The organism is Enterococcus innesii, assembly GCF_022846515.1.
Taxonomy (GTDB): Bacteria; Bacillota; Bacilli; order Lactobacillales; family Enterococcaceae; genus Enterococcus_D; species Enterococcus_D innesii.
Genome location: NZ_AP025635.1, coordinates 2,057,505 through 2,081,191 on the forward strand (window position 1 = coordinate 2,057,505; position 23,687 = coordinate 2,081,191).

Genomic DNA, 23,687 nt, shown 5'->3' on the forward strand with positions numbered 1-23,687 from the left:
GGAAGTAAGGAAACATGAAGGAAGTTGTCATTTTAGGAGCAGGGTATGCTGGATTGCGAGCATTGCACGTACTGCAAGGAGCAAAAGAAGCGTTTCACATCACATTGATCGACAAAAACGATTATCATTATGAGGCAACCGATCTTCATGAAGTTGCGGCTGGTACGCAACCCAGAGACCGCATTTGCTATCCCATCAATGATGTTGTTCGTCCCCAAAAGACGAGCTTTGTTCAAAAGGAAGTGGCGTCGATCGATCGTAACCAGCAAGTGATCGTTTTTAAAGATCAATCCACGTGCACGTATGATTATTTGATCGTGGCGTTAGGCTTTGAATCAGAATCATTTGGGATCCCTGGTGTCGAGGAGCATGCGTTGGAAATGGTGGATGTCGACTCCGCAGAAAACATCTATCATCATTTGTTGAAACAAATGAAGGCATACAGAGAAACACAAAATCCTGACTACCTAAAAATCGTTGTCTGCGGTGCTGGTTTTACCGGAATCGAATTGCTAGGTTCATTGGTGGAAAACCGTAAAACCTTTGCGAAAGCAGCAGGCGTCAAGCCAGAAGACATCAAACTGTATTGTGTCGAAGCAGTGACTCGTTTATTACCGATGTTTGATGAAAAACTTTCGGATTATGGGATCAAAAATCTCGTTAAATGGGGCGTGAACTTCCTGACTGGTAAACCCATCAAATCAATCAAACCGGGTGTCGTTGTCTATCAAGATGATGCCGATACAGGAGCAACAGCTGAATTATCAGCCAAAACCATCGTTTGGACAACAGGCGTCAGCGGTAGCCATGTGATGGCTGAATCAGATTTTTCTGCTCGTCGGGGTCGCGTGATGGTCAATCAAGACTTAACTGACCCTGACCATAGTAACGTCTATGTTGTCGGTGATGTTTCAGCAGTCATGGACCCAGCGACCAATCGCCCGTATCCAACAACGGCTCAAATCGCTTTGAAGATGGGGCAGCATGCGGGTAAAAATATCTTACGTCAAATGAACGGGGAAAAACCAGCAGATTTCCACTTTGAATCATTAGGTTCAGTGGCGTCGATCGGCAATACCCATGCCTTTGGCTTAGTAGGGAAAATGGGCATCAAAGGCTATCCCGCTTCCGTGGTGAAAAAAGCCATTATGGACCGTTCCTTGTACCAAACCGGTGGGGTCAAAGAAGTATTGGCGAAAGGCCGCTTCGACTTTTATCATTGAGCAATAGAAACAGCAGACTGCGAGGGTGACCTCGCAGTTTTTTTTTCAAAAAAAGCAGTGGCGGTATCCCGCAGACTACTTTTTTCTCCCAGAAACTGCTATGATAGCCAAAAGAACAGGACAAAGGAGCAAGGACAATGCCAGAAGGCCAACGAGTGTTACAGGGAATGGGAACGGTGATCACGATTTGGGTGCAGCATGAAACCCCAGAAGTGATCTTAGAGGAAGCTGCTCAAAGAGCTGCGGCCTTTGAACAGCGATTTAGTGCCAATGACCCGACGTCTGAGTTGATGCAGATCAATCAGCAGGCAGGACAAGGAGCGATCGCCACCGCACCGGAATTGTTTGAATTAATCGCACTAGGGAAAACCCATAGCTTGCCAAAAGATAGCTACTTAAATATTGCCATCGGTCCTTTAGTGCAGGAATGGCGGATCGGGTTCCAAGATGCCCATCTACCAACGCCTGAGAAAATCGCGGAGCTGCTGCCAAAGACTGATCCTGCCAAAATCGTTTTGGATGAAGCGTTGCAAACCGTCGGGTTAGCTGCCGGCATGAAGCTTGATTTAGGGGCTGTGGCAAAAGGATATTTTGCTGATTTGTTGATGACGTATTTCAAACAGGTTGGTGTCACAGCCGCTTTGATCGATCTTGGAGGCAATGTGATGACTTACGGCGATGCCCCGAGCCATGCTGATGGCTATTGGCGGATCGGGATCCAAAACCCTTTCTTACCGAGAGGGAATTTTGTCGCCGCATTGAAGGTGCGCAATCAATCAGTTGTTACATCAGGGATCTATGAACGAACCTATCAGGTAGCGGGCAAGACCTATCATCATATTTTTGATCGAGAAACGGGCTATCCGTTAGAGTCAGCCATTGCCAGTGTCACGATTCTCTCCGACAGATCGGTTGATGGAGAGATTTGGACGACCCGCTTATTCGGCAAAGAGCCACAAGCCATCTTACAGGAGCTGGCGCCGTTAGAAGGGATCACTGGATTAGTCATTACCAAACAAGGAGAACTGATCTATCCGCAAGAATTAGCCCGTTCGATCGAAACGCCAACAGCAGAATGAAAACAAGCAGCGACTACCTAGGAATATAGGTGATCGCTGCTTGTTTTTGGTAAAAAAGGAAAGCTAGACGTGTTGCAAAAAGGTCTCGATCAAGGCGGCTTCGCTGTTTGACAATGCCCGTTCGGCTTGATGGGCAATAAAATAGGTGAGGGACAAGAGTTCCTCTGGCATTGGATAAAGATTAAAAGGGGTCGCAGTAGCAGCTTGTAGCACGCTTTCTGGTACGATCGCAATCCCAAGGTTGTTTTCTGCCAATGCCGCTGCTGTATAAATATTGCTGCTTTCTATGAGAACGTTCGCCTCTACTTTGTATTTTTGCAGCAATTGATCGATTTGGCGCCGAATCGCCGAGCCGCTGGCGGTCAAAATCAACGGACTTTGCAGCAAGTCTTTGACGGACAATGAATCAGGTGCTAAATACCGCTTCTTTGGTTGATACAGGGGAGAGCAAGGCGGAATGATCGCTAGATACCGTTCTTGATTGGTACTGTGGACCGTTAGATTCGGTGCGATCGTCTCAGGATTTTGTCCGATAAAAAAGTCCAGCTGCCCATTCAACAGTCGTTTTTCATTGTGCTTCGGCAGGTCTTCCCGCAAGAAAAAGTGCACGTTGGGGTAGTGTTCATAATATGCAGGCAAAAAGAGCGGCAGCAGATAGGAACCAAGGCTGGGCAAAATGCCTAAGCGCAAAGAACGCTTCTCGGTCGCGGTATACCAAGACAGCCGACTTTTCAATTTGGCAGACTCTGTTTCCAAGGTTTCCAGATATTGATAATAGATTTTACCAGCTTCCGTCAGTTGAAAATGTCCCGGCAGCCGATTGATGATGGGCGTTCCCAGCTCTTGTTCGGCACGTTTCACGGTTTGCGTCAAGTAAGGCTGTGAAATGTAGAGATCTTTGGCGGCTTTGGTGTAGTTGCTATGCTTTAGCAAGGTATCGAGGTATTGCAACATCAGATGGGAATCTTTAAGTACCATTGCGTGGTCCTCCTAATCATTTTTTTCATTATAACAAATTTGTTATCGATGAATAATTAAATAAATATTTCACAAATGAAGAATTCAGTCGTACACTAAATGGGTACTTGGGGAAGATTTTTTTGTTTAGGAAGAAGCCTTTCATCTCAGTAGGTCGTAAAAACCAACTTGAGAAACGATTGAAAAAAAGAAATCAAAGCCAATGGTCAAAAACTTTTTATTTATTGTTAAATGTTAAATTATTCACAATTAGGAGAGATGATAATGAAATTGATTGGAATCGTAGGAACCAACTCGACGCGTTCGACCAACCGTCGCTTACTGCAATTTATTCAAAGCCATTTTAGTGACCAAGCGGAGATCGAACTTTGCGAAATCAGTGATCTGCCGGCATTTAATGAACCAGAAGATCGGACGGCACCAGCGGAAGTCCAAGCCTTGTCAGAGAAGATCGAAGCAGCCGACGGGGTGATCATCAGTACACCAGAATACGATCACTCGATCCCAGCGGTGTTAAAAAGCATGATTGAATGGCTTTCTTATACGACGCGCCCTTTGATCGATAAACCAGTGATGATCACGGGTGCTTCTCTTGGTGCATTAGGTTCATCGAGAGCCCAAGCCCACTTGCGTCAGATCTTGGATGCACCAGAAGTAAAAGCCCGAATCATGCCGAGTGCAGAATTTTTATTAGGACACTCCATGCAAGCCTTCGATGAACAAGGAAACTTGATCGATAGCGAAAAAGTTGCCGAACTAGAAGATTGTTTCAATGAATTTGTCTTGTTTGTCGAAATCACGAACCGTCTGGTCAGTGAATATTCAACGGCTAAAGAACGAGCAAAGAAATTTTCGTGGGAACAAGCATAAGAAAGAGAGGAACCAGTCATGAAATTTGTCGGCCTAATCGGAACGAACGCCAAAAAATCCACCAATCGCCAATTAGTGGCGTTTATGCAGCGGGAATTTGCTGCCCTAGCAGAAATTGAACTGCTGGAAATCAAGGATGTCCCAATGTTCAATGAAACACAAGATCAAACCAATAGTGAAGTGATTCAACGGTTAAATAGCAAGATTTTAGCAGCCGATGGGGTGATCATTGCGACACCAGAGCATAACCATTCGATTCCTTCCGCATTGAAAAGCGTCTTGGAATGGCTCTCCTTCAATCTCCATCCCTTTGATGGCAAACCGGTGATGATCGTCGGTGCATCCTACGATGTACAAGGCTCTTCGCGAGCACAGCTGCATTTGCGCCAGATCCTTGATGCACCGGGTGTCAATGCAACAGTTATGCCAGGAAATGAGTTCTTGTTGGGACGTGCGCATCAAGCCTTTGATGAACAAGGCAATTTAAAAGATCAACGAACGATCGACTTTTTGGAAAGCTGTTTCCGCAAGTTCGTTCGGTTTACGGAAGTCGCTAATTTGTTGAACGTACCAGAAGAAGTCGTTTATGAGCCTGGCGAATACACCGTCACAGCACCAGGACATAACGGGGATCTACCAATGGTCGTCAAATTGAGCGAAGAACGGATCGAAGCTATCGATATCGATACGTCTGGTGAATCCGAAGGGATCGCTGATGTCGTTTTCGTACGGATTCCTCAAGAAATTATTGAAGGGCAAACCTTGAATGTCGATGCGATCTCTGGTGCTTCGGTTACTAGTAACGGTGTCGTCGATGGGGTAGCAAAAGCCGTGAAAATGGCTGGTGCGAACCCCGATATCTTGCGCAAACGTCCAAAAGCCGCCAGTGCTTTGCAAACAGAAGATGAAACGTATACCACCGATGTCGTTGTCGTAGGTGGTGGCGGCGCGGGTCTGAGTGCAGCTGCCAGTGTGCTGCAAGCCAATAAAGACGTGATCTTAGTAGAAAAATTCCCAGCGATCGGCGGCAATACCGTACGTACTGGCGGACCGATGAATGCCGCGGATCCAAAATGGCAAAACGGCTTCTCCGCATTGCCTGGCGAACGCAGTGCTTTAGAAGAAGTGCTGACGATCGATGAACAAGAGATCGATGCAGAATACTTGCCAGACTTCAAAGCTTTGAAGGCACAAATCACTGCGTATCTTTCAGAAACGACGCCAGAAAAAGAATACTTGTTTGATTCTGCTTTGTGGCATCGAATTCAAACCTATTTAGGCGGAAAACGCAAAGATTTGAATGGGCAACCGATCTATGGGAAATACGAGCTAGTGAAGATCTTAACGGATCAAGCATTGGATTCAGTGAAATGGCTAGAAGAAATCGGCGTAGAATTTGATATGAACAATGTCGATATGCCAGTAGGAGCGAAATGGCGCCGAGGACATAAACCAGTCAAAAACGAAGGGTATGCCTTTGTCTCTGCTTTGCATCAATTCGTGAAAGAGCATGGGGGAACGATCTTAACTGATACGCCTGTCAAAGAATTATTGATCGAAGATGGCAAGGTTATTGGAATCATCGGGGAAGGCCGTAATGGTCAAAAAGTCACGATCCATGCCAAAGCAGTGATTTTAGCTTCCGGCGGGTTCGGAGCGAACACCAAAATGTTGAAACAATACAATACCTATTGGACAGAGATCGAAGACGATATCAAAACGTCAAATTCACCAGCGATCACTGGTGACGGGATCAAGCTAGGAGAAAGTGCTGGCGCGGACCTTGTTGGCATGGGCTTTTCGCAAATGATGCCCGTATCTGATCCAAACACAGGGGCTTTATTCAGTGGGCTGCAAGTGCCACCAGCTAACTTTGTGATGGTCAATCAAAAGGGTGAGCGCTTTGTCAATGAGTACGAAAGCCGCGATGTATTGACCCAAGCGGCGATCGATAATGGCGGATTGTTCTATTTGATCGCGGATGAAGAAATCAAGAAAACCGCTTATAACACGAGCCAAGAAAAAATCGATAAGCAAGTAGCTGCTGGTACGCTGTTCCGCAGTGAGACCTTGGCTGGCCTGGCAGAGCAGATCAATGTTGATCCAGCCGTCTTAGAGGCGACCGTTGCGAAATACAACAGCTATGTGGATGCTGGGAAAGACCCAGAGTTTGGCAAAGATGTCTTCGACTTGAAAGTGGAAAAAGCGCCTTTCTATGCCACACCAAGAAAACCAGCGGTTCACCACACGATGGGGGGATTGAAGATAGACCCGAAAACCCACGTGTTGACGAAGGAAGATCAAATCATTGAAGGGCTGTATGCAGCAGGGGAAGTTGCTGGGGGGATCCATGCCGGCAATCGCTTAGGCGGCAACTCGTTGACAGACATCTTTACTTTTGGCCGGATTGCTGGAAAGACAGCAGTCGCAGAACATCTCGAATAAAAAGCCTTGCGCGTTGTGAATCGTCACGCGCGCTAGCTTTTGAAATAATATGTGAATAAAGTAACATGCTTAAAACAAAGGAGAGAAAAAATGGAAACAAAAATCAATCGTTGGCTGATTCTGATCGCTTCGACCGCTGTATTATTGTGTACGGGCGCTGTTTACGCCTTTAGTGTTTTTGCAGGACCTCTTAGTCAATTAAAAGGTTGGTCCATGGAAGAGATCATGCTAGCCTTTACCATCAATGCCGCAGTTGGCCCGATTACCATGATTTTGGGTGGTTTGCTGACAGACCGAGGAGCTGCTAGATGGGTCATCGCTGGTGGAGGCGTTTTGTTCGGAGCGGGCTTCTTCCTGACGGGATTGGTCAACTCACCCGCCATGTTGTACCTGACTTATGGAGTCTTTGCTGGTTTAGGGCAAGGCTTTGCCTATTCGGCTTGTTTAAGCAATACGATTCGGTTATTTCCGGATAAACGGGGACTGGCTTCGGGCTTGATCACAGCAGGCATGGGTGGAGCAGCGATTATTGCCGCACCAATTGCGAATCGTTTGATCGAATCACAAGATGTCTTAGCAGCCTTTCGGATTTTAGGAATTGCCTATATCGTGATCGTCTTGGTGGCTAGTCTATTTATTCGTAAAGCACCAGAAAATTACCGTCCAGCAGGTTGGCAACCAGCGGATCAAGGAAAAAATGGTCCTCAAATCAATCTAAATTGGCTGGACATGCTGAAGACACCAACTTTTTACTTGATTATTGTTATGTTAGGGGTAGGGGCTTTTTCAGGTTTGATGATTGCTTCTAACGCCTCAGTGATCGGGCAAAGTATGTTTGGTTTGACGGCGGCTGCCGCTGCTTTTTATGTCAGCTTGTACTCATTGAGCAACTGTTTTGGTCGTGTCCTTTGGGGCACCGTTTCTGATAAAATTGGTCGGACGAATACGTTGATGATCATCTATGGTGTGGTGGCATTGTCCTTATTCCTATTGACGCTTGGTCAAACAACTGTGATCTTCACTGTCGGGATCATCGGTTTAGGACTGTGCTTCGGGGGCGTGATGGGGGTTTTCCCATCGATCGTTATGGAAAATTACGGACCGATCAATCAAGGGGTCAACTATGGAATCGTCTTTGTTGGTTATTCTACGGCGGCATTCTTTGGTCCTAGAGTGGCAGCAGCAATCGCAGAAAGTAACCAAGGAGATTATACAAAAGCCTTCTATACGGCAATTTTCTTGGCCGTTTTTGGGCTTGTTCTCAACATAGGCTATGCGATGCTAAAAAAAGCCCAAAAGCCCGCACCTGTTATTAAATAACAATTCACCAAAAGCAGTCTTTTTGATAAAGGCTGCTTTTTTGGTGCCAAAACCACTCTTTTTTCTTTTTTTAGAACAGAGTATTGGCACATGAAGCAAAAGAGAAAACTGTTTCATAGCAAGAATTTATCTCGTTGATTTCACTGTTTTTTCATCTTAACCCCCCATTTTTTAATAAATCGTGTTACAATAAAAAAAGGCTAATACGACGGAGGGATTAAATGACAATTCGTAAAGAACGACGCCGCTTAGAAAAGCGCTTGAAGCGCACGCAATATACCCAAAAAAGTATTACGATGGCTACTACTTTAGTAGCGGGATCAACGTTTATCCCGACCTTAGGGCATGCGGCTGAAACGGCAACGACAGAAACTAGCAATGACCTTAAGGTCGTTGAACAAACAACAATCAGCAGTACACCAGAAACCGACAGCACGCCAGTTGAGGAAACCACAGAATCGACGACAGCACCTGTTGTGACCGAAGAAACTTCGGAAACGACGGAGGAGTCAGGGACTAAAGCAGTCACTGAGGGATCAGAAACAGCGACGACAGAAAGCACAACAGTCGCTAGTGATGAAGTCTTAGAAGCAGATGAAGTACCATCAGCCCTTTCTGATTTGACTAGTCGGGCATTATTTTCACGGGCAACGATCGATCCGGCTGCCTTTATCAGTCAGATTTGCGGCTATGCAACGGAAGTGGCGGCAGCAAACGATCTGTATGCCTCTGTTATGATGGCACAAGCGATTTTGGAATCTGGTTGGGGCGCCTCGACTTTGACGACCACGGCCAACAATATGTTTGGGATCAAAGGCAGCTACAATGGCCAATATGTGACAATGGATACGTATGAAGATGATGGTTCCGGCAATTATTATTTGATCAGCGCTAAGTTTCGGAAATACCCATCATTAAAAGAGTCTTTTGAAGATAATGCATATGTGTTGCGCAACACGAGTTTTTCTAGCGGCAACTACTATTACAGCGGTGCATGGAAAAGCAATACGACCTCTTACACGCAAGCAACCGCTTGGCTACAAGGGCGTTATGCAACCGATACTTCTTATGCCAGCAAATTAAACAATTTGATCAGTACGTATAATTTAACGCAATATGATACCGGCAGCTCAAACACAGGTGGCGGCAATAGCAATGAAACGATCGTCAGTGATGAAACAGCGATCAATCAGCAAATGAAAACCACGGCCTCTATGAATATTCGTTCCGATGCTTCCACCAGTGCCTCTATTACTGGTTCGTTAGCAGCTAATACGACGTTTACGGCAACGGCGACCAAAACCGGCACTAGCGTCAATGGCAACACCACGTGGTATAAGATTTCTGGCAAAGGTTGGGTCAGCGGCGCGTATTTGACGAAGGTTTCGACCGACTCTTCAAACAACAATAGCGGATCAGGCAACACCGGTTCTGACAATAGCAATTCTGGTACGACGATCAATAAGCAAATGAAGACGACGGAAGCGATGAATATTCGTTCTAGCGCGTCCACTAGCGGATCAGTGGTGGGCTCGCTTAGCAAAGGCACGACCTTTACTGCCACTTCTATGAAAACCGGTACATCAGTCAACGGCAATAAAAATTGGTACTATGTCTCTGGCAAAGGTTGGGTCAGCGGCGCCTACCTTACTGAAGTGACCAACAATAATGCTTCTGAAGCGGAAAAAGAAGACAATGGTTCAAGCATCAATCAACAAATGAAAACGACGGCCGCATTGAATGTTCGCTCCGATGCTTCTACTAGCAGCCGTGTCGTGACAACGCTTGGTCAAGGGGTGACCGTTACCGTGACAGCGAAAAAGAACGGCACTTCAGTGGAAGGCAATAAAACGTGGTACTACGTTTCTGGCAAAGGTTGGGTCAGTGGTGCCTACTTGACAACAACCAGCAGCTCTTCCAATAATAACGGTTCAACAACCACAAATCAGCAAATGAAAACCACCGAGATTTTAAATGTTCGTTCCGATGCTTCTACCAGCAGCAGTATTACTGGTTCTTTAAGCAAAGGGGCAACCGTCACGGTTACCGCAACAAAAACCGGGACGACCGTCAATGGTACGAACAAATGGTATTATGTTTCTGGCAAAGGTTGGGTCAGCGGTGCCTACTTGACAGCTGCTAGCAGTGGGTCTTCTAATACGAATACCAGCAGCAGTAGTTCAACGAAGACGCATACGGTGAAATCAGGTGACAGCTTATGGTCACTGGCACAAAAATACAACACCAGTATCAGTCAACTCGCATCATGGAACAACATCAACAGCAGCTATACGATCTTTGTCGGACAAAAACTGATCGTTTCCAAGTAACAAGCAAAAAAACCGCGTGCAAGCCATTGGCTCACGCGGTTTTTTTATGCTGGATCAAGCTTTTACTAAGCTATTAGCGGTTTTTCAAGAAACTACTTGTTTTTCGTAAGCGCAATCAAACTATTTGGTCAATCATAGAACCCTGCGTTAGAATGAAAGAAGCAATAGAAATTGCTAGTTTTAAAGGAATTGCTTCAGAACCAGAACGATCGAAGCGTACACAAAATAAGGAGGATTTCACATGCACAACAGAAACCTAACGATTATTGGCAGTTACGACACTCGAACAGAAGTATTACCGGTTATTGAGCAATTGACAAACGAAGGCTATGGCAAAGAGGATATCGTGCTGTTTGCGAATCAAACAGTCATCGATCAATTTGGGTTAGAATCCATCGATGATGTGGAAGTGGAGCAGGCAGCTAGTGAGGATGAAGATCGTTCGCTTTGGGAAAAAATCAAAGATGCTTTTTCTTTCGGCGATTCCGATCATAGGCATGATGAGCATGATCCGTTATATGGTTATCGTGATGACCTTGAACGAGACAAACTCGTTGTCGGCGTCTACGATTATCAGCCGATGGACAAAATAACCGATCGTGATGCAGATACTGGTCCGATCATCGATCAACCGTTACCAGGTGAAACAGCGATGCCTGATGAGTCCGTTCATCCAACGCCGCGCATGGGAGACAGTGATATTGAAGCACCGATTCATGACCCGAATCATCTGCGTAACTTATAAGTAGAAGGATTTCTTAAGTAAAGGAACCATTAAAGCCAGAGGAACAAGCATCCGTCGTATCTGTCAACCCTTAGTGAAGGGATGGGCCCGCAGGTGATCGGCAGTTGTCCTCGGGTTTTTTTGTGCAACGGACAATCATGTCTTTGTCATCTTTGAAAATAAAACTTAATTTGTTGACGGTTGCTTTTTTTTGTATAATATAAGAATGAGATAGATCGTTGTCGGAAGGTCCAACCACTTTTTTGGGGAAAGGATGGGGAGTGCGATGAAATTCAAGTTCAATATGCAGTCGGCATTAGTCAGTTGTTTTGTTGCGGTTTTTTTGAGTGTGGCGATCAATCAAGACGCCAATGCCTTTGTTGCCGCGCCCTTTGTACGAGATTCTTCCAGTAGTTCCTCTGAGCCACCTTACCAGACAGCAAGCAGCAGTATCGAAGAAACCTCTGATTCCAGTCAGATTTTTTATGAAGCCAGTGTTAGTTCTTACACACCGTCTTCAACGACTAGTCGCTCGATCGAAGCGTCGACAAATGAAGGCACGTCTGTTTCCGTAAGTGAAGCAGAGACAGAGCCTAGCGTCAGCACTTCAGCAAGTAGCGAAAGCAGTTCGAGTACCGCGCCCAGTGGCGGATCAACCACCACCAGCGATACTTCTAGCAGTAGCGCTAGTAGCAGTTCTTCAAGCTCTTCCAGTACGAGTTCGACCAGTACTACAACAAGCAGCTCCAGCAGTGAAACGACTGAGCCGTCTTCAGAAACCTCCAATAGCGACGAGGAAGCCGCGGAAGATACGAGTGAAAATGTTGATCTAACAGTCGAAGGGGCTCACTGAGCCTGACTGTAAAAATCAATCTCATCTAAAGGGACCATTTCAGCTAGGCCTTGTGCCTAGCTTTTTTATTTGCTTATGTTCAGAGCCATGAACACACCAAGTGAACGAAAGATGCGCGATTTCTCACTCTGAGACATCAAAAAATAGCAAAGAGGAAGGTTTTGTTGGCGGATTGCTGGAACAGAAAAGAGCCGTCTTACGTTTTTATTCACTGCCTCCATAAAAAAAGCTGGACTTGCAAGCATATCATAAAGTGATTCTGAGTAGTTTCGCTATAATAAGTGCGAGGAGGGGTGTTATGGGAAAGTATTTTAAGCACTTCGAAAAATTGATTAGTGTTGTGGTTGATATTATGTTAGGACTGTTGGTTCTGTTGGTTTTGGTGGTGATGGCGGAAGCGATCTACAAAATCGTTGTCCATGTGATCCCACTGCATGAAGTTAGCGATCTTTCTTTATTGATCGAAGAGATCGCAACATTGTTTATTTTACTGGAAATTATTTTGATGTTATTGCGTTACGTAAAAGAAGGTCACCATATTCCGGTGCGCTACTTGATTTTGATCAGTATCACAGCGATTTTAAGGGAGCTGCTTTTAGCGCAAGGAAAAGGGTTAGAAACGCTCTTTTTAGCCTTAGCGATCTTGGTCTTGATCATTGTGCTGCAGGCGTTGGAAAAACTCAAAGCCTTTCATAGTTCCAAAGGACTGTAAAAAAAATCATCCGATTGGTTGACGAATGACTCGTCAAGGGATCGGATGATTTTTTAATTCTTCAAAAAGCACGCGGCTTTCTTGCTGTAGCCGCTTGCCGATATCTGTTTGCCCTACCGTTGTTCTTTCCGTTTGCCGCACGACGATTTTTTTCTGAGTGACGATGTCACGTCGCTGCTGGATGGCTTGCTGGCGATCTGTAAAGGGTTGATGGGCTGCTAAGGTCATGCCGAAGGAATTTGACAACAGCGTGTAACCGGCAATGCCTGTGACGGATTGGTAGGAGCGGGAAAGTCCGCCATCAATTACCAATAAACGACCATTTGCCTTGATGGGCGTCTCGCCTTTACGCACTTTGACAGGGGTGTGGCCATTGATGATGTGGCCTGTCGGCGGCAGACCGAAGGCAGCTAGGACACGGCAGCAGAAGTCTTCGTTTTCCCTTAAAGAATAATAGGCATTTTTTTGTTCTTTATGGGTGTTGCGATCTGCTATAAAGTAGCGCTCAAAGGTTTTCATGGCTTTTTTGCCGAAGAGGGAAGAGCCTTCGCCACACCAAAGATACCAGATCATATCGGTGGCAAGGTCTGTTTGGTTTTCTGGTTGGGCAAAGCTTTCCTGCAAACATTGCTGAAAAAAGTCCATCAATGCTTTGCCTGCTAAGGGCTGCTGCTGGAAAGTAAAGGCCAGGAAATCGCCGTTTTCCCGACAAGGCAGGCAGCCGTGATACAGCAGGTTGTCGTTGAAGCGCTGGTACAATGTGCCATGCTCGACCAAAAAGCGCATATGCGCAGCTAAGCGGGGCGAGCGTTGAAATTGGCTCAGCAAATCTTGCAGTACCTCATGTTCTTCGGCTGTCAAACGGTAAGGATCATCGGGATCTACTAGTTGAAAACAGCCGTTGATCAAAGGATAGGTCTGGTCTAGCTGGATTTGTTGCCGATCTTGAGACAAGCGATGCAACAAGCAGCGCTCTGCCATCGCAAATGCTGGACGCCGCTGGATCACGGCTGCTTCGACTTTGAATTGGATGATGGCAAATGCCTGCTGCAAAAGCATGGCGGCTTTTTTTTGTTGGCTTGATAAAGGATCCACTGTTTTTTGCGGATAAAAGCCTTCATTTTCTGTGTAATATTTTTGGCTAAAAGCCAGTGCTTTTGATAGATCGATCCCATAACCATCTTGTAATAATGCCAGATTGCCGTAGCGAGCAGCGATGCGAATCGTATTGGCCAAACAGGGCAGCGAGCCGCAAAAGCTACCGATCCACAAGATATCATGGTTGCCTAGCTGAATATCCAGTGAAGGCAAAGTCATCAAGCGATCGACGATTTTGTCTGGCGCCGGTCCTCGATCATAGATATCGCCTAAGACATGGAGATGGTCCACTACGAAGCGTTGAATCAAGTACGCCAGCTCTTGGCAAAAAAGCGAGGCTGCCTCTAATTCGATGATCTTATCAAAAATCGCTTGATAGTAAGCTTCTTTATTGAAGTCGGCATCATATTGGTACAACAGTTCTTCTAAGATGTAAGCAAAAGAAGACGGCAGTGCTTTGCGTACCTTGGAGCGTGTGTATTTACTGGAAGTAAAGCGGGCAACTTTCACTAGCTGTGCCATCTTCAAGCGCCAATCGGCAGGGGTCCATGCCTGTTCTTGTAATAGCTCCTCTGGATAATAAATGACAAAACAAAGTTCGGTCTGTTCTTCTTTCGTCAAGACGCCGGTAAACAAAGTCTCGACTTTTTCTCGAATACTACCAGAGCCATTCCGCAAAATATGGTCAAAGGCATCGTATTCGCCATGCAGATCGCTGACAAAGTGCTCGGTGGCTTTCGGCAGCTGCTGGATGGCTTCCAAGTTGATGATCTCGGTCAGGTTTGCCAAGGCGTCTTTATTGAACATGGGCCTGTTCTTTGGCTTGTTCTTCAATCAGCATCGCGCTTTCTTCAATGGAGCGTTTGCTGACATCGATCACCGGAATGTTCAGCTTTTTGAACCATTCATTCGCGTAGGCTAATTCTGCTTCGATTCGTTCACAATTGGTGTAATGGGTTTCTTCTTTTAAGCCCAATGAATGCATCCGGGACCGCCGGATTTCCGTAAGGGATTCTGGATTCGTGGTCAAACCGACCATTTTCCGTGGGTCTACTTGGTGCACTTCGGCTGGTAAAGCGACTTCAGGAATCAAAGGAAGATTCGCCACTTTGTAGCCGCGATTTGCCATGTATAGGCTCAATGGGGTCTTTGAGGTTCGCGAAACCCCTAAGAGGACAAAGTCAGCATCGAGAAATCCCCGTGGGTCTTTGCCATCGTCGTATTTCACCGCAAATTCCATCGCGGCCACCCGGCTGAAATATGCTTGGTTCAAGCGATGCAAGGCACCAGGCTCTTGGACGGCTTCTACACCGAATGTTTTTTCTAGCATCGTGGTCAAGGGCGACATAAAGTCGACATGCTGCAAACCAGTCCGCTTGGCAAAGGCATCAACAAAGGCGACTAATTCTTTATTGACTAAGGTGGTAACGACGATCGATTTGTCTAGCAAGGCATCTTTGAGGATCTCGCCTAAGCTCTCTTCATCATTAGTAAAGGGAAAGAGCTGGATATCTGAAAGGTCGATCGTGGGAAACTGCGCGGAAACGGCGGCGATCAGCTTTTGTGCCGTTTCGCCTACGGAATCTGAAATCAAATATATTCGAACGTTCTTCATTGTTTTTGCCCCCTAAAAGTGTGTGTTGTCACTGTCATTGCCTGCTTGAATAAAGTAATTCATCAGCCGTGTCTTCGTGATTTTGCCGATGACTTTTTTTGGTTCCTGCGGATCGACCACAGGCAAGGTATCAACTTCATGTCGTCCTAACAACGTACCAGCCGTCAAGATCGTTTCTGCCGGTGTGATGGTCACGATGTTTGGCATGCGAGTCATGATCATCGCTACGGGTGTTTTTTCTGGTGCGGCATTGCTGATCGCAAAGCGCAGCAGATCTTTGCGGGAGAGTACCCCAATCAGTTCGTCTTGGTCATTTTTGACATAGAGGGAACCGACATCGTACATAAACAAAGTCGTGACTGCTTCATAAACGGAGACCGTTTGTGAGATCAGCAACGGTGGGATCATGACTTCTGCAACTTTGGTATGGTAGAGTTTTTCGAAAAGCAAAGGCTCAACGGTTTGTCCTGTGTAGAAATAGCCGACTTTCGGTCGGGCGTCTAATAAACCGGTCATGGTCAAAATCGATAAGTCATTCCGCAAGGTTGCGCGGCTCAAACCCAACTGCTTCGCAATGGTCTCCCCACTGATGGGCTGATGCTCTTTGACGATCTCAATGATTTTCATTTGTCTTTGGCTTAATTCCAATGTGTCACCTTCTTTCTTTTATGTGCTATGCTATTGATTATATGATTTTCCGAATGAAAAGGCAATCCTTCTCTTTTAAAAAGGATGAATCCCTTAAAAGTTTTCTTTTTTTGGCTTGACGATTAAATGTGCCATACTATATACTGCTAATTAATCGAAATAGTATATAACATTTAAAAGGAGGAACATGATGGAAAAAGCAGTCGTATGGTTTTCAGAAGGCACGAAAGAGCAAAAAGCACTATTAGGCGGGAAAGGGGCAAATCTAGCGGAGATGACCAATTTGGGTTTGCCTGTTCCTCAAGGATTTATCGTCCCGGCCACCATTTGCCTGACCTATTTAGAAGAACAGGTTCTTCCTGAGGCGATCATCAAGCAAGTCAAAGCTGCCATCGAAGAATTGGCAGTCCGCAGGAACAAAACATTTGGCGGACTGCAGTCGCCGTTGTTGGTTTCTGTCCGCAGTGGTGCCAAGTTTTCCATGCCAGGGATGATGGATACGATCTTAAACCTTGGGTTGAATGATGAAACCGTCCAAGGGTTGGCTCAGCAGACAGGGGACCCCGTCTTTGCTTATGATTGTTACCGCCGCTTGATCCAGATGTATGGGGATGTGGTGAAAGGTGTAGCAAAAGAGCACTTTGAAGCCTACTTGACAGATTATAAGAAACAGCAGAATTATGCGTCAGACCAAATGATGACCGGCAATGATTGGCAAATGATCTGCCGCGTGTTTCAAAGTATTTATATGGAACATACTCAAGAAGCGTTTCCGCAAGACCCGTTTCAGCAATTGTTGGCAGCCATCACGGCGGTTTTTCGTTCATGGAACAACCCACGGGCCAAGACCTACCGTTCCCTCCATCGGATCCCTGACGATCTAGGGACTGCCGTAACGATTCAAGAAATGGTTTTTGGCAACAGTGGGATAAATAGTGGGACGGGTGTCGCCTTTACCCGCAATCCAGCAACCGGGGAACCGGGACTTTTCGGCGAATTTCTAGTGTGTGCCCAAGGGGAAGATGTGGTTGCTGGCATTCGTACACCACAACCGATCCAAGCGTTGGCACAGCAGCATCCCATGATCTATCAGGAACTAAAGCAACTGGCTGAGGGTTTGGAGGATCACTATCAAGACATGCAAGACATTGAATTTACCATCGATGACGGCCAGTTGTTTGTCTTGCAAACAAGAAACGGCAAACGAACCGCCGCTGCCGCAGCACAAATTGCAACGGATATGGTCGCAGAAGGTCGGATCACTATCAGGCAGGCACTAGATCGCATCACACCAGAAATGATCGATCAATTGCTGCACCCGTTATTTGCCCCCGAAGCCTTGCAGCAAGCCAAAGCTTTTGCGCAAGGCTTGCCGGCTAGTCCAGGAGCAGCTTCAGGACATGTCTATTTCACTGCAGAAGCGGCGGAAAAAGCCAGCCGCACGGGAGAAAAAGTCCTGTTGCTGCGGCAGGAAACCTCACCTGAAGATATTGAAGGCATGGTGGTGAGTGAAGCGATCATTACCGCTCGTGGGGGGATGACTTCGCATGCGGCGGTGGTCGCCCGTGGTCTGGGGGTCTGCTGTGTGGTAGGGTGCGAGGCATTAAGTGTCGATGTATTTTTGAAGCAGGCTCGCTGTGGTGAGTTGCTGATTGAAGAAGGTGACGTGCTTTCGGTAGACGGCAGTACTGGCAAACTGTATCAAGGGCAGCTGCCTATGACCAGTGTGCAGGAACGGGTCTTATTGGATCAGCTTTTGACGTGGGCGCAAGCCCAGGCAGATCTAAAGGTTTACGCAAATGCGGAAACGAAAAATGACATTGAGGCGGCGCTGGCCTTTGGTGCAGCGGGCATCGGCTTAGCACGGACGGAGCATATGTTTTTTGGGGAAGCGCGTTTGTGGAAAATGCGGGAAGTCATCTTGGCAGAAACGAAGGCGGAACGATTGGCGGCGTTGGCTGAGATCAAGGCGTATCAAAAAGCCGATTTCAAAGAAATGCTGCAGGCCGCGCAAGGAAAGAAATGCACGATTCGTTTATTAGATCCGCCACTCCATGAATTCTTGCCCCATGAGCATGAACGCCTTGAGATGGCCCGCCGTAGTCAAAAATCATTGGCAGTGATCGAGCGGCGAATTGACGAACTGCAAGAGGTCAATCCCATGATGGGGCATCGCGGCAGCCGCTTAGGACTGAGCTATCCAGAAATTTATGAAATGCAAACAGCGGCGATTTGTGAAGCGGCTGTGGAGTTGCGGCAGCAAGGAGTCGAGGTAGAGGCGGCGATCTTACTGCCCCTGATCAGTTTGCCTGCAGAGCTGCAGGTGTTGAAAGAGACGTTGACACAGGTGATCGCTCAAGCAGAAGCCACCCTGCAGCAACCGTTGCGCATCGAGATCGGCATGATGATCGAGACACCTAGAGCGTGCTTGATTGCTGGGGAGTGTGCTGAAGATGCGGCGTTCTTTAGTTTTGGTACCAATGACTTGACACAAATGACCTTTGGCTTTTCGCGGGATGATGCCGGCAGCTTTATTCAAGCCTATTTGCAGTCGGGGATCTTACAAGAAGATCCTTACCAGCACTTAGATCAGGCGGGCGTTGGCACATTGATGCGTCAAGCAATCGCTGGCGTAAGAGATCGTCAGCCAGAGCACTCGATCGGTGTTTGTGGCGAAGTCGGCAGCGATCCCTATTCTATTGCATTTTTGCGAGAGATCGGCATCGACTATGTTTCTTGTTCCCCATACCGGATCCCTGCTGCTTGGTTAGCGATCGCCCAATCAGCCCCCATCATCGAAGAGGCGTCAGTGAGCACCCGCTAAAATAGGAGAAAAAAATACACCGCAGTCCACTAGCAAGGTTCGCTTGCTTGGTGGATTACGGCGTGTTCGTGCAGCGTCGTACTTACAGGGGCTGATCCGTTTTTTGGATCGCAGGTTTGCGTCCTTTTAAATACCAAGTGATCCCAATGACATGGGCGAGGTAGATGGCAGCGAGGACGAAACGTACCAGCAGATTGGGGATCAATAGTGCAGGAATTGCAAAGACTACCAGCATCATGGCAAACATCCGAACCATTCCCTTAGTGCTCAGCTGTTTTTGTACGAGTGGTTTTTCAATGTATTTTTGATAATTTTCTGATTGAACCAAGCGTTGATAAGAGGTATCGGAACTCCGCAGCCAGAAATAAGCCGTCAGCAAGTAAAAGACCGTTGTAGGTAAGAAAGGCAAAAAGATTCCTAACGTACCTAAACCGAATGTCAGTGATCCACAAAGAAAAAACAGTGTTTTTTTCAAAAGTAACCCTCCTTATTTGGGTGTTTCGTGTCTTAACCTCAGTATAACGGAGGAGGGGCAGCTTGAACATGCGTTTTGTGCTTTTCCCCGTTTTTTAGCGGCAATAAGAGTTTTTCTTCCCCTTACTCCTGCTTTTTTGATAGACTAGAAACAACACAAAGGGGGAAGCAGCATGGAAACGATTGAATTGAATACCGGCATTCAGATTCCAGTGATCGGCAGTGGGACGAATACATTTGGGAAAGAAAACCGAGAATACCAAGGTGCGATCAATGATGATACGACAGAGCTATTGACTGCCATCAAGCTTGGGTATCGGCATTTTGATACGGCGATTTCTTATCGCAACGAAGCCGTGGTAGGCAAAGCCATCAAGGAAAGCGGGATCGACCGCAGCGAATTTTTCCTGACTTCTAAGATTCCTGGCAAACCGGAGTATACGCAAGATGCAGCTGCCGTGAAAGCGTCTGTTGAAGCGAGTTTAGCAGCCTTGCAGACGGAATCGATCGATCTTTATTTGATCCATCATCCGTGGGACAACTTGGCAGAGATTGCCGCTGTCTGGGCGGTTCTTGAGGCTTATGTCGATAAAGGAGTCTTAAAAGCGATCGGGGTGTCCAATTTCCAAGAAGAAGAACTTAGCTATTTATTGGCAAACAGTCGGATCAAACCAGCGGTCAATCAGATCGAATCGCATCCAGGCAAGTGGAATGATGCGATCATCGCCTATTCCTTAGCCAATCAGGTAGTGCCAGAAGCCTGGGGTCCACTTTCCCGGATTTCAGAAGCGGCACGGGAAACCTTGACCCAAATCGGTGAAGCGTATCAAAAAACCTGGAGCCAAGTGGTCTTGCGTTACCAAATCGAGCGTGGGGTGATCGTGATTCCGAAATCCCATTCAGAAAAACATCAAGCCGAAAATTTAGCGCTCTTTGATTTCGCTTTGACGGCGGAAGAAAAAGCCATCATCAAAGAATTATAGGCAATAGAAGCGGTCCTATTAAAGGGACCCTACAGCCAGTGCGGAAACTTCCGTGCTGGCTATTTTTATGCAGTCGCAACGCTCCTTGATCACTGAGGAGCTTTTCTATTCGTTACAACAGCAACCGTAAGACTTAGCAAAAAAGAAAATGCGCTTGCAGCCGTTTCTGCCAATGAACCCTCTTAATCATTCAAAGAAATAACCGATTATCCTTACTAAGGGTCGTCTATGGACGAGTCTTCATTGGATCGTGTGAAAATGGAAATGAAGGAGTGGCACAGTTGTGAAAAAAAGAAAAAAGACGATAGGAATTTATGTGATGATCACCTTGATGCTGGTTGCGGGGATCCCGATCATTGTCATGCTGACAAGTTCCTATTTAACCACCAAGAACTTATTGATTGAACGAAATGATTTGAACAAAGAAAGTGCCGTCAATTTGATCTTGGCGGAAGAAAAGAGTTTGCGCCGATCGACGGAAAGCAAATTGAAATCAATGGCTGAACTGCCAGCGATGAAAACAGAATTCAGCATGGGGCGTATCCGTTCAGATCTTTCTTTAGCGATTGCTGGAAGCAACAGCTTCTTAGCAGTGACTTTTGGGACAGAAGATGATGAGTATGTGACCTTCAACCCCTTACCAGATGATTATAAGCCTACGATTCGGCCGTGGTACAAAGGGGCCGTAAAAGCCGAAGGAGAAGTGTATTGGACAGCACCTTATTTAGATACGGTGTCGAATCAATTTGTGACGTCGGCTTCGATCAGGGTCAAAAATTCCCATAATCAAGTGGGGGTTTTAAGCGTCGATGTTTCCTATGAAAGCATTCAAAACATCTTGTCTTCCTTTACCGTAGGGCGGACTGGGAATGTCACCTTAGTTTCAGAATCTGGGGTCATCGTGACCTCAAAAAACACCAAACAAATCGGTAAGAATATCAAAGAAGAAGAAGTATTCCAAAAAATCAAAGAAGCTAAAAACCCGACAGGCATGGTTGGCTTAGGCGACTCGAATAAAGTCAACGATGTGTTGTATGACAAGTCTGCTGATTCCAATGTTTGGGCGTACTCCGAAGTCAAAGCTAGTGATCTAGACAAAGAATTAGGAGCGTTAGTCCGCACCACCATTATCGTTACGATCTTGATGTTGCTCTTTGTAGGACTGGTTTCGTATGCCGCGATCAAAGTAGTCGCAGCGATCATCGATTGCTTCAATCGTTACTTTAGAAAAGTCGGTGAAGGCAAACTAGAGAAGATGAGCAAAACCAAAAGAGCCAAAGGCGAAAAATGGACATGGGATCAACTGGCACGCCGAGTTGTTTATCCAGACAAAGCAGGCAATGAGATCCAGCAAATGGCGGACAATTACAATGTGATGATCGAAGGCACGGGTGCATTGATCCAAAAAGTACAAAAAGAAAGCAACAGTGTCGCAGGAATGTCGGATTCTTTATTAGAATTGTCAAAACAAACCAATATTGCGACAGAAGAAGTCTCTCAAACCATTACGGGTATTGCTGAAGTGACCGGTGCTCAAGCCCAAGAAACAGAATACAGCGTGTCCCAAATGCAAAACCTTTCGCAAGTCGTGAAAGAATTACGAGAAAATGTTGGCGGCATGAGCAGCAAGTCGCAAGAATCTACGAAGATCAATCAAGAAAACTTAACGATCATGGATCAAGTCGATGACAGCTGGCGACAAGAGTTGGCACAGATGGAGCGCTTGATGTCGAACATGACGGGAATGAATGATAGTATCCAAAACATCAACTCGATCATTGGGGTCATCAACGATATTTCTTACCAAACTAACTTGTTAGCCTTGAATGCATCGATCGAAGCCGCAAGTGCAGGTGAGTCGGGCAAAGGCTTTGCCGTCGTGGCTGCTGAGATCCGTAAATTGGCGGAACAAAGTAAGGCCTCTACCAAAGAGATCGAAGCGATCATTGAAGAAATTCGTGAGCAGTCTAGTCAAATGGTCAAACAAACGTCTGCATCTGTCAAAGGCGGCGTTCGCCAAACCAACTTGATCAAAGAAGCGATCTCGTCTTCAAAAGAAGTTTTCCAACGCAGCAGCTATATGATCGAAGGCATCCATCATATTGAAGCAGCCAGTGCCCGTATCGAAAATATTCAAAACAGTGTACTGGAAAACTTAGAAAACATTTCCGCATCAACGGAAGAAAATGCCGCTGGTACACAAGAAGTTTCCGCAAATGCAGAAGAAGTCTTGGCAACCATGGATGAATTTACCAACCATGTGGCAGACCTCAGAGACATTGCAGAAGAGTTGAAGCGATTGACCAATCGTTTTGAAGTGGAGAAATAATTGATTGTCTAGCGAAAGCTGATTAAAACCCCCATTACCAATAAATTCGTTGGTAATGGGGGTTTTTCGATGGAGATAGTCAAAAAAAGCCGTCAAATGGGCTAAAAAGGTTTGTCAGAAAACCGCGGGGCAAGGCGTGAAACATCTGTTATAATGAAAAAAGCAGCAACCAGTGGGGATCTTTTGCCAAATAAAAACTTTAAAAGGTGACGTATGGTTGATCATTATGAAAGCGCATAAAAGATAGAGGAGAAAAGGGGGGAGATAGTTGCTGAAGATCTTTGGAAAAGAATACCAATTGATTCGTCTCGCTTCTTGGTTGATATTGGTTATGGGTATCATCATTTTAGGCTTAAATGGGTTGCTTTCAATGGTTTTTGACATTCCTTTTATTGACCATTCCACATTGGTGGGCATTGTCCTCATTTTTTATGGATATTGCAATTTGTTTTTCAAGGAGTAGTATTTGGCTAGGAAACAACTACTGTTCCTATTAAGAAAAGTAGAGAAAAGGGATTTTCATTGTTTAGGAGGGGAAAAAATGGCGGAAGAATATATGATTGAAGCACAAAGTGGTGCTGCAGTATTGGTTAAGAGTGGTAGTAAGATTGAGATTATCGATGTAGAAGGACAACAAGTAGTTGATTTTTTTGCGGTTAATCCAACAGATCCTAAAGAATACTTGTCTGCTGGAGTCACTATTGATTGTAATGAAAGTTTGAAGGTCAGCACAGGGGATCGTCTCTATACCAATCAGTACAAGAAAATGTTTACGATCGTTGAAGATGATGTGAAGGAACATGACTTGTTGCACCCATGTTGCCGTCCAGAGATGTATGACTTTTTTTATGATACTGGGAAAAATCACCCTAGCTGCTTGGCAAATATCAATCGATCACTGATGGATGTTTTAGGACATCAACGAGATGAAATCACGCCGTTTAATATTTTTATGTATACAAAAATATTACCTAATGGCAAACTTTCCGTCGAGACACCTTTGTCAAAAGCGGGAGATAAAATCGTCTTAGTAGCAGAAATGGATGTGTTACTTGCAGTCGCCGCTTGCAGTGTTTCTGAAAGTAGTTGCAATGGGGGAGAATGTACCCCGATTAAACTGGTCATTGAAGAATGATTGGTCATAGGTAATGAGTGTGCAGCGCCTACGCTAATAGTATACTT

General features: G+C 45.9%; 19 protein-coding genes. 14 read left to right on the forward strand and 5 right to left on the reverse strand.

Annotation, left to right across the window (positions count from 1 at the left end):
* The first annotated feature begins 14 nt into the window (after positions 1 to 14).
* A complete protein-coding gene (locus ENLAB_RS09615; protein WP_244350850.1) occupies positions 15 to 1,223 on the forward strand; it encodes an NAD(P)/FAD-dependent oxidoreductase in 1,209 nt (402 codons plus the stop codon).
* A gap of 137 nt (positions 1,224 to 1,360) precedes the next feature.
* On the forward strand, positions 1,361 to 2,302 hold the full coding sequence (locus tag ENLAB_RS09620; RefSeq protein ID WP_194195032.1) for an FAD:protein FMN transferase: 942 nt from the start codon (positions 1,361 to 1,363) through the stop codon (positions 2,300 to 2,302).
* Positions 2,303 to 2,365: 63 nt separating this feature from the next.
* On the opposite strand, the gene ENLAB_RS09625 is transcribed toward ENLAB_RS09620, so the two are convergent.
* Positions 2,366 to 3,280 (reverse strand): LysR family transcriptional regulator, encoded by a 915-nt coding sequence (locus ENLAB_RS09625; RefSeq protein WP_216682133.1) that lies wholly within the window; start codon positions 3,278 to 3,280, stop codon positions 2,366 to 2,368.
* Positions 3,281 to 3,544: 264 nt separating this feature from the next.
* On the opposite strand from ENLAB_RS09625, the gene ENLAB_RS09630 reads away from it, so the two are divergent.
* The 7 genes from ENLAB_RS09630 (at position 3,545) to ENLAB_RS09660 (ending at position 12,534) form a co-directional block, all read left to right on the forward strand.
* A complete protein-coding gene (locus ENLAB_RS09630; protein WP_244350853.1) occupies positions 3,545 to 4,150 on the forward strand; it encodes an NADPH-dependent FMN reductase in 606 nt (201 codons plus the stop codon).
* Between the two features lie 18 nt (positions 4,151 to 4,168).
* Entirely contained in the window at positions 4,169 to 6,595 is a 2,427-nt protein-coding gene (locus tag ENLAB_RS09635; protein WP_244350855.1) for a flavocytochrome c, read from the forward strand.
* Positions 6,596 to 6,685: 90 nt separating this feature from the next.
* Entirely contained in the window at positions 6,686 to 7,915 is a 1,230-nt protein-coding gene (locus ENLAB_RS09640) for an L-lactate MFS transporter (RefSeq protein WP_077453161.1), read from the forward strand.
* Positions 7,916 to 8,136: 221 nt separating this feature from the next.
* On the forward strand, positions 8,137 to 10,245 hold the full coding sequence (locus ENLAB_RS09645) for an SH3 domain-containing protein (RefSeq protein WP_244350858.1): 2,109 nt from the start codon (positions 8,137 to 8,139) through the stop codon (positions 10,243 to 10,245).
* Between the two features lie 241 nt (positions 10,246 to 10,486).
* Positions 10,487 to 10,990, forward strand: coding sequence for a general stress protein (locus ENLAB_RS09650; RefSeq protein ID WP_008376644.1), 504 nt, complete (start codon positions 10,487 to 10,489; stop codon positions 10,988 to 10,990).
* 265 nt (positions 10,991 to 11,255) lie between these two features.
* The gene (locus ENLAB_RS09655) at positions 11,256 to 11,822 is read left to right on the forward strand and encodes a hypothetical protein (protein WP_086293544.1); all 567 of its coding nucleotides are present in this window, start codon (positions 11,256 to 11,258) and stop codon (positions 11,820 to 11,822) included.
* A gap of 298 nt (positions 11,823 to 12,120) precedes the next feature.
* Positions 12,121 to 12,534, forward strand: a complete 414-nt coding sequence (locus ENLAB_RS09660; RefSeq protein WP_005232820.1) for a phosphate-starvation-inducible PsiE family protein — start codon at positions 12,121 to 12,123, stop codon at positions 12,532 to 12,534.
* A 33-nt stretch (positions 12,535 to 12,567) separates the two neighbouring features.
* Here ENLAB_RS09660 and ENLAB_RS09665 read toward each other — a convergent pair whose 3' ends face one another.
* The 3 genes from ENLAB_RS09665 to ccpN are packed head-to-tail and all read right to left on the reverse strand — an operon-like array spanning position 12,568 to position 15,895.
* Positions 12,568 to 14,439: a fructose-1,6-bisphosphatase gene (locus tag ENLAB_RS09665; protein WP_244350860.1), complete on the reverse strand. Its 1,872-nt coding sequence runs from the start codon at positions 14,437 to 14,439 to the stop codon at positions 12,568 to 12,570.
* Positions 14,429 to 15,247, reverse strand: coding sequence for a pyruvate, water dikinase regulatory protein (locus tag ENLAB_RS09670; RefSeq protein WP_005232818.1), 819 nt, complete (start codon positions 15,245 to 15,247; stop codon positions 14,429 to 14,431). Before ENLAB_RS09670 ends, ENLAB_RS09665 begins: the two co-directional genes overlap by 11 nt.
* 12 nt (positions 15,248 to 15,259) lie before the next feature.
* On the reverse strand, positions 15,260 to 15,895 hold the full coding sequence (gene ccpN, locus ENLAB_RS09675; protein WP_077453152.1) for a transcriptional regulator CcpN: 636 nt from the start codon (positions 15,893 to 15,895) through the stop codon (positions 15,260 to 15,262).
* Positions 15,896 to 16,085: 190 nt separating this feature from the next.
* On the opposite strand from ccpN, the gene ppdK reads away from it, so the two are divergent.
* On the forward strand, positions 16,086 to 18,719 hold the full coding sequence (gene ppdK, locus ENLAB_RS09680; RefSeq protein ID WP_244350862.1) for a pyruvate, phosphate dikinase: 2,634 nt from the start codon (positions 16,086 to 16,088) through the stop codon (positions 18,717 to 18,719).
* Positions 18,720 to 18,801: 82 nt separating this feature from the next.
* Here ppdK and ENLAB_RS09685 read toward each other — a convergent pair whose 3' ends face one another.
* A complete protein-coding gene (locus tag ENLAB_RS09685; protein WP_244350864.1) occupies positions 18,802 to 19,194 on the reverse strand; it encodes a YbaN family protein in 393 nt (130 codons plus the stop codon).
* Positions 19,195 to 19,366: 172 nt separating this feature from the next.
* On the opposite strand from ENLAB_RS09685, the gene ENLAB_RS09690 reads away from it, so the two are divergent.
* The 4 genes from ENLAB_RS09690 to ENLAB_RS09705 all read left to right on the forward strand — a co-directional run bounded on the left by ENLAB_RS09690 (position 19,367) and on the right by ENLAB_RS09705 (position 23,640).
* Entirely contained in the window at positions 19,367 to 20,176 is an 810-nt protein-coding gene (locus ENLAB_RS09690; protein ID WP_140966424.1) for an aldo/keto reductase family protein, read from the forward strand.
* A 283-nt stretch (positions 20,177 to 20,459) separates the two neighbouring features.
* Positions 20,460 to 22,505: a methyl-accepting chemotaxis protein gene (locus ENLAB_RS09695; RefSeq protein WP_005226571.1), complete on the forward strand. Its 2,046-nt coding sequence runs from the start codon at positions 20,460 to 20,462 to the stop codon at positions 22,503 to 22,505.
* 268 nt (positions 22,506 to 22,773) lie between these two features.
* On the forward strand, positions 22,774 to 22,968 hold the full coding sequence (locus tag ENLAB_RS09700) for a hypothetical protein (RefSeq protein WP_077453146.1): 195 nt from the start codon (positions 22,774 to 22,776) through the stop codon (positions 22,966 to 22,968).
* Positions 22,969 to 23,046: 78 nt separating this feature from the next.
* Positions 23,047 to 23,640: a DUF1989 domain-containing protein gene (locus ENLAB_RS09705; protein ID WP_077453144.1), complete on the forward strand. Its 594-nt coding sequence runs from the start codon at positions 23,047 to 23,049 to the stop codon at positions 23,638 to 23,640.
* Positions 23,641 to 23,687 lie beyond the last annotated feature (47 nt).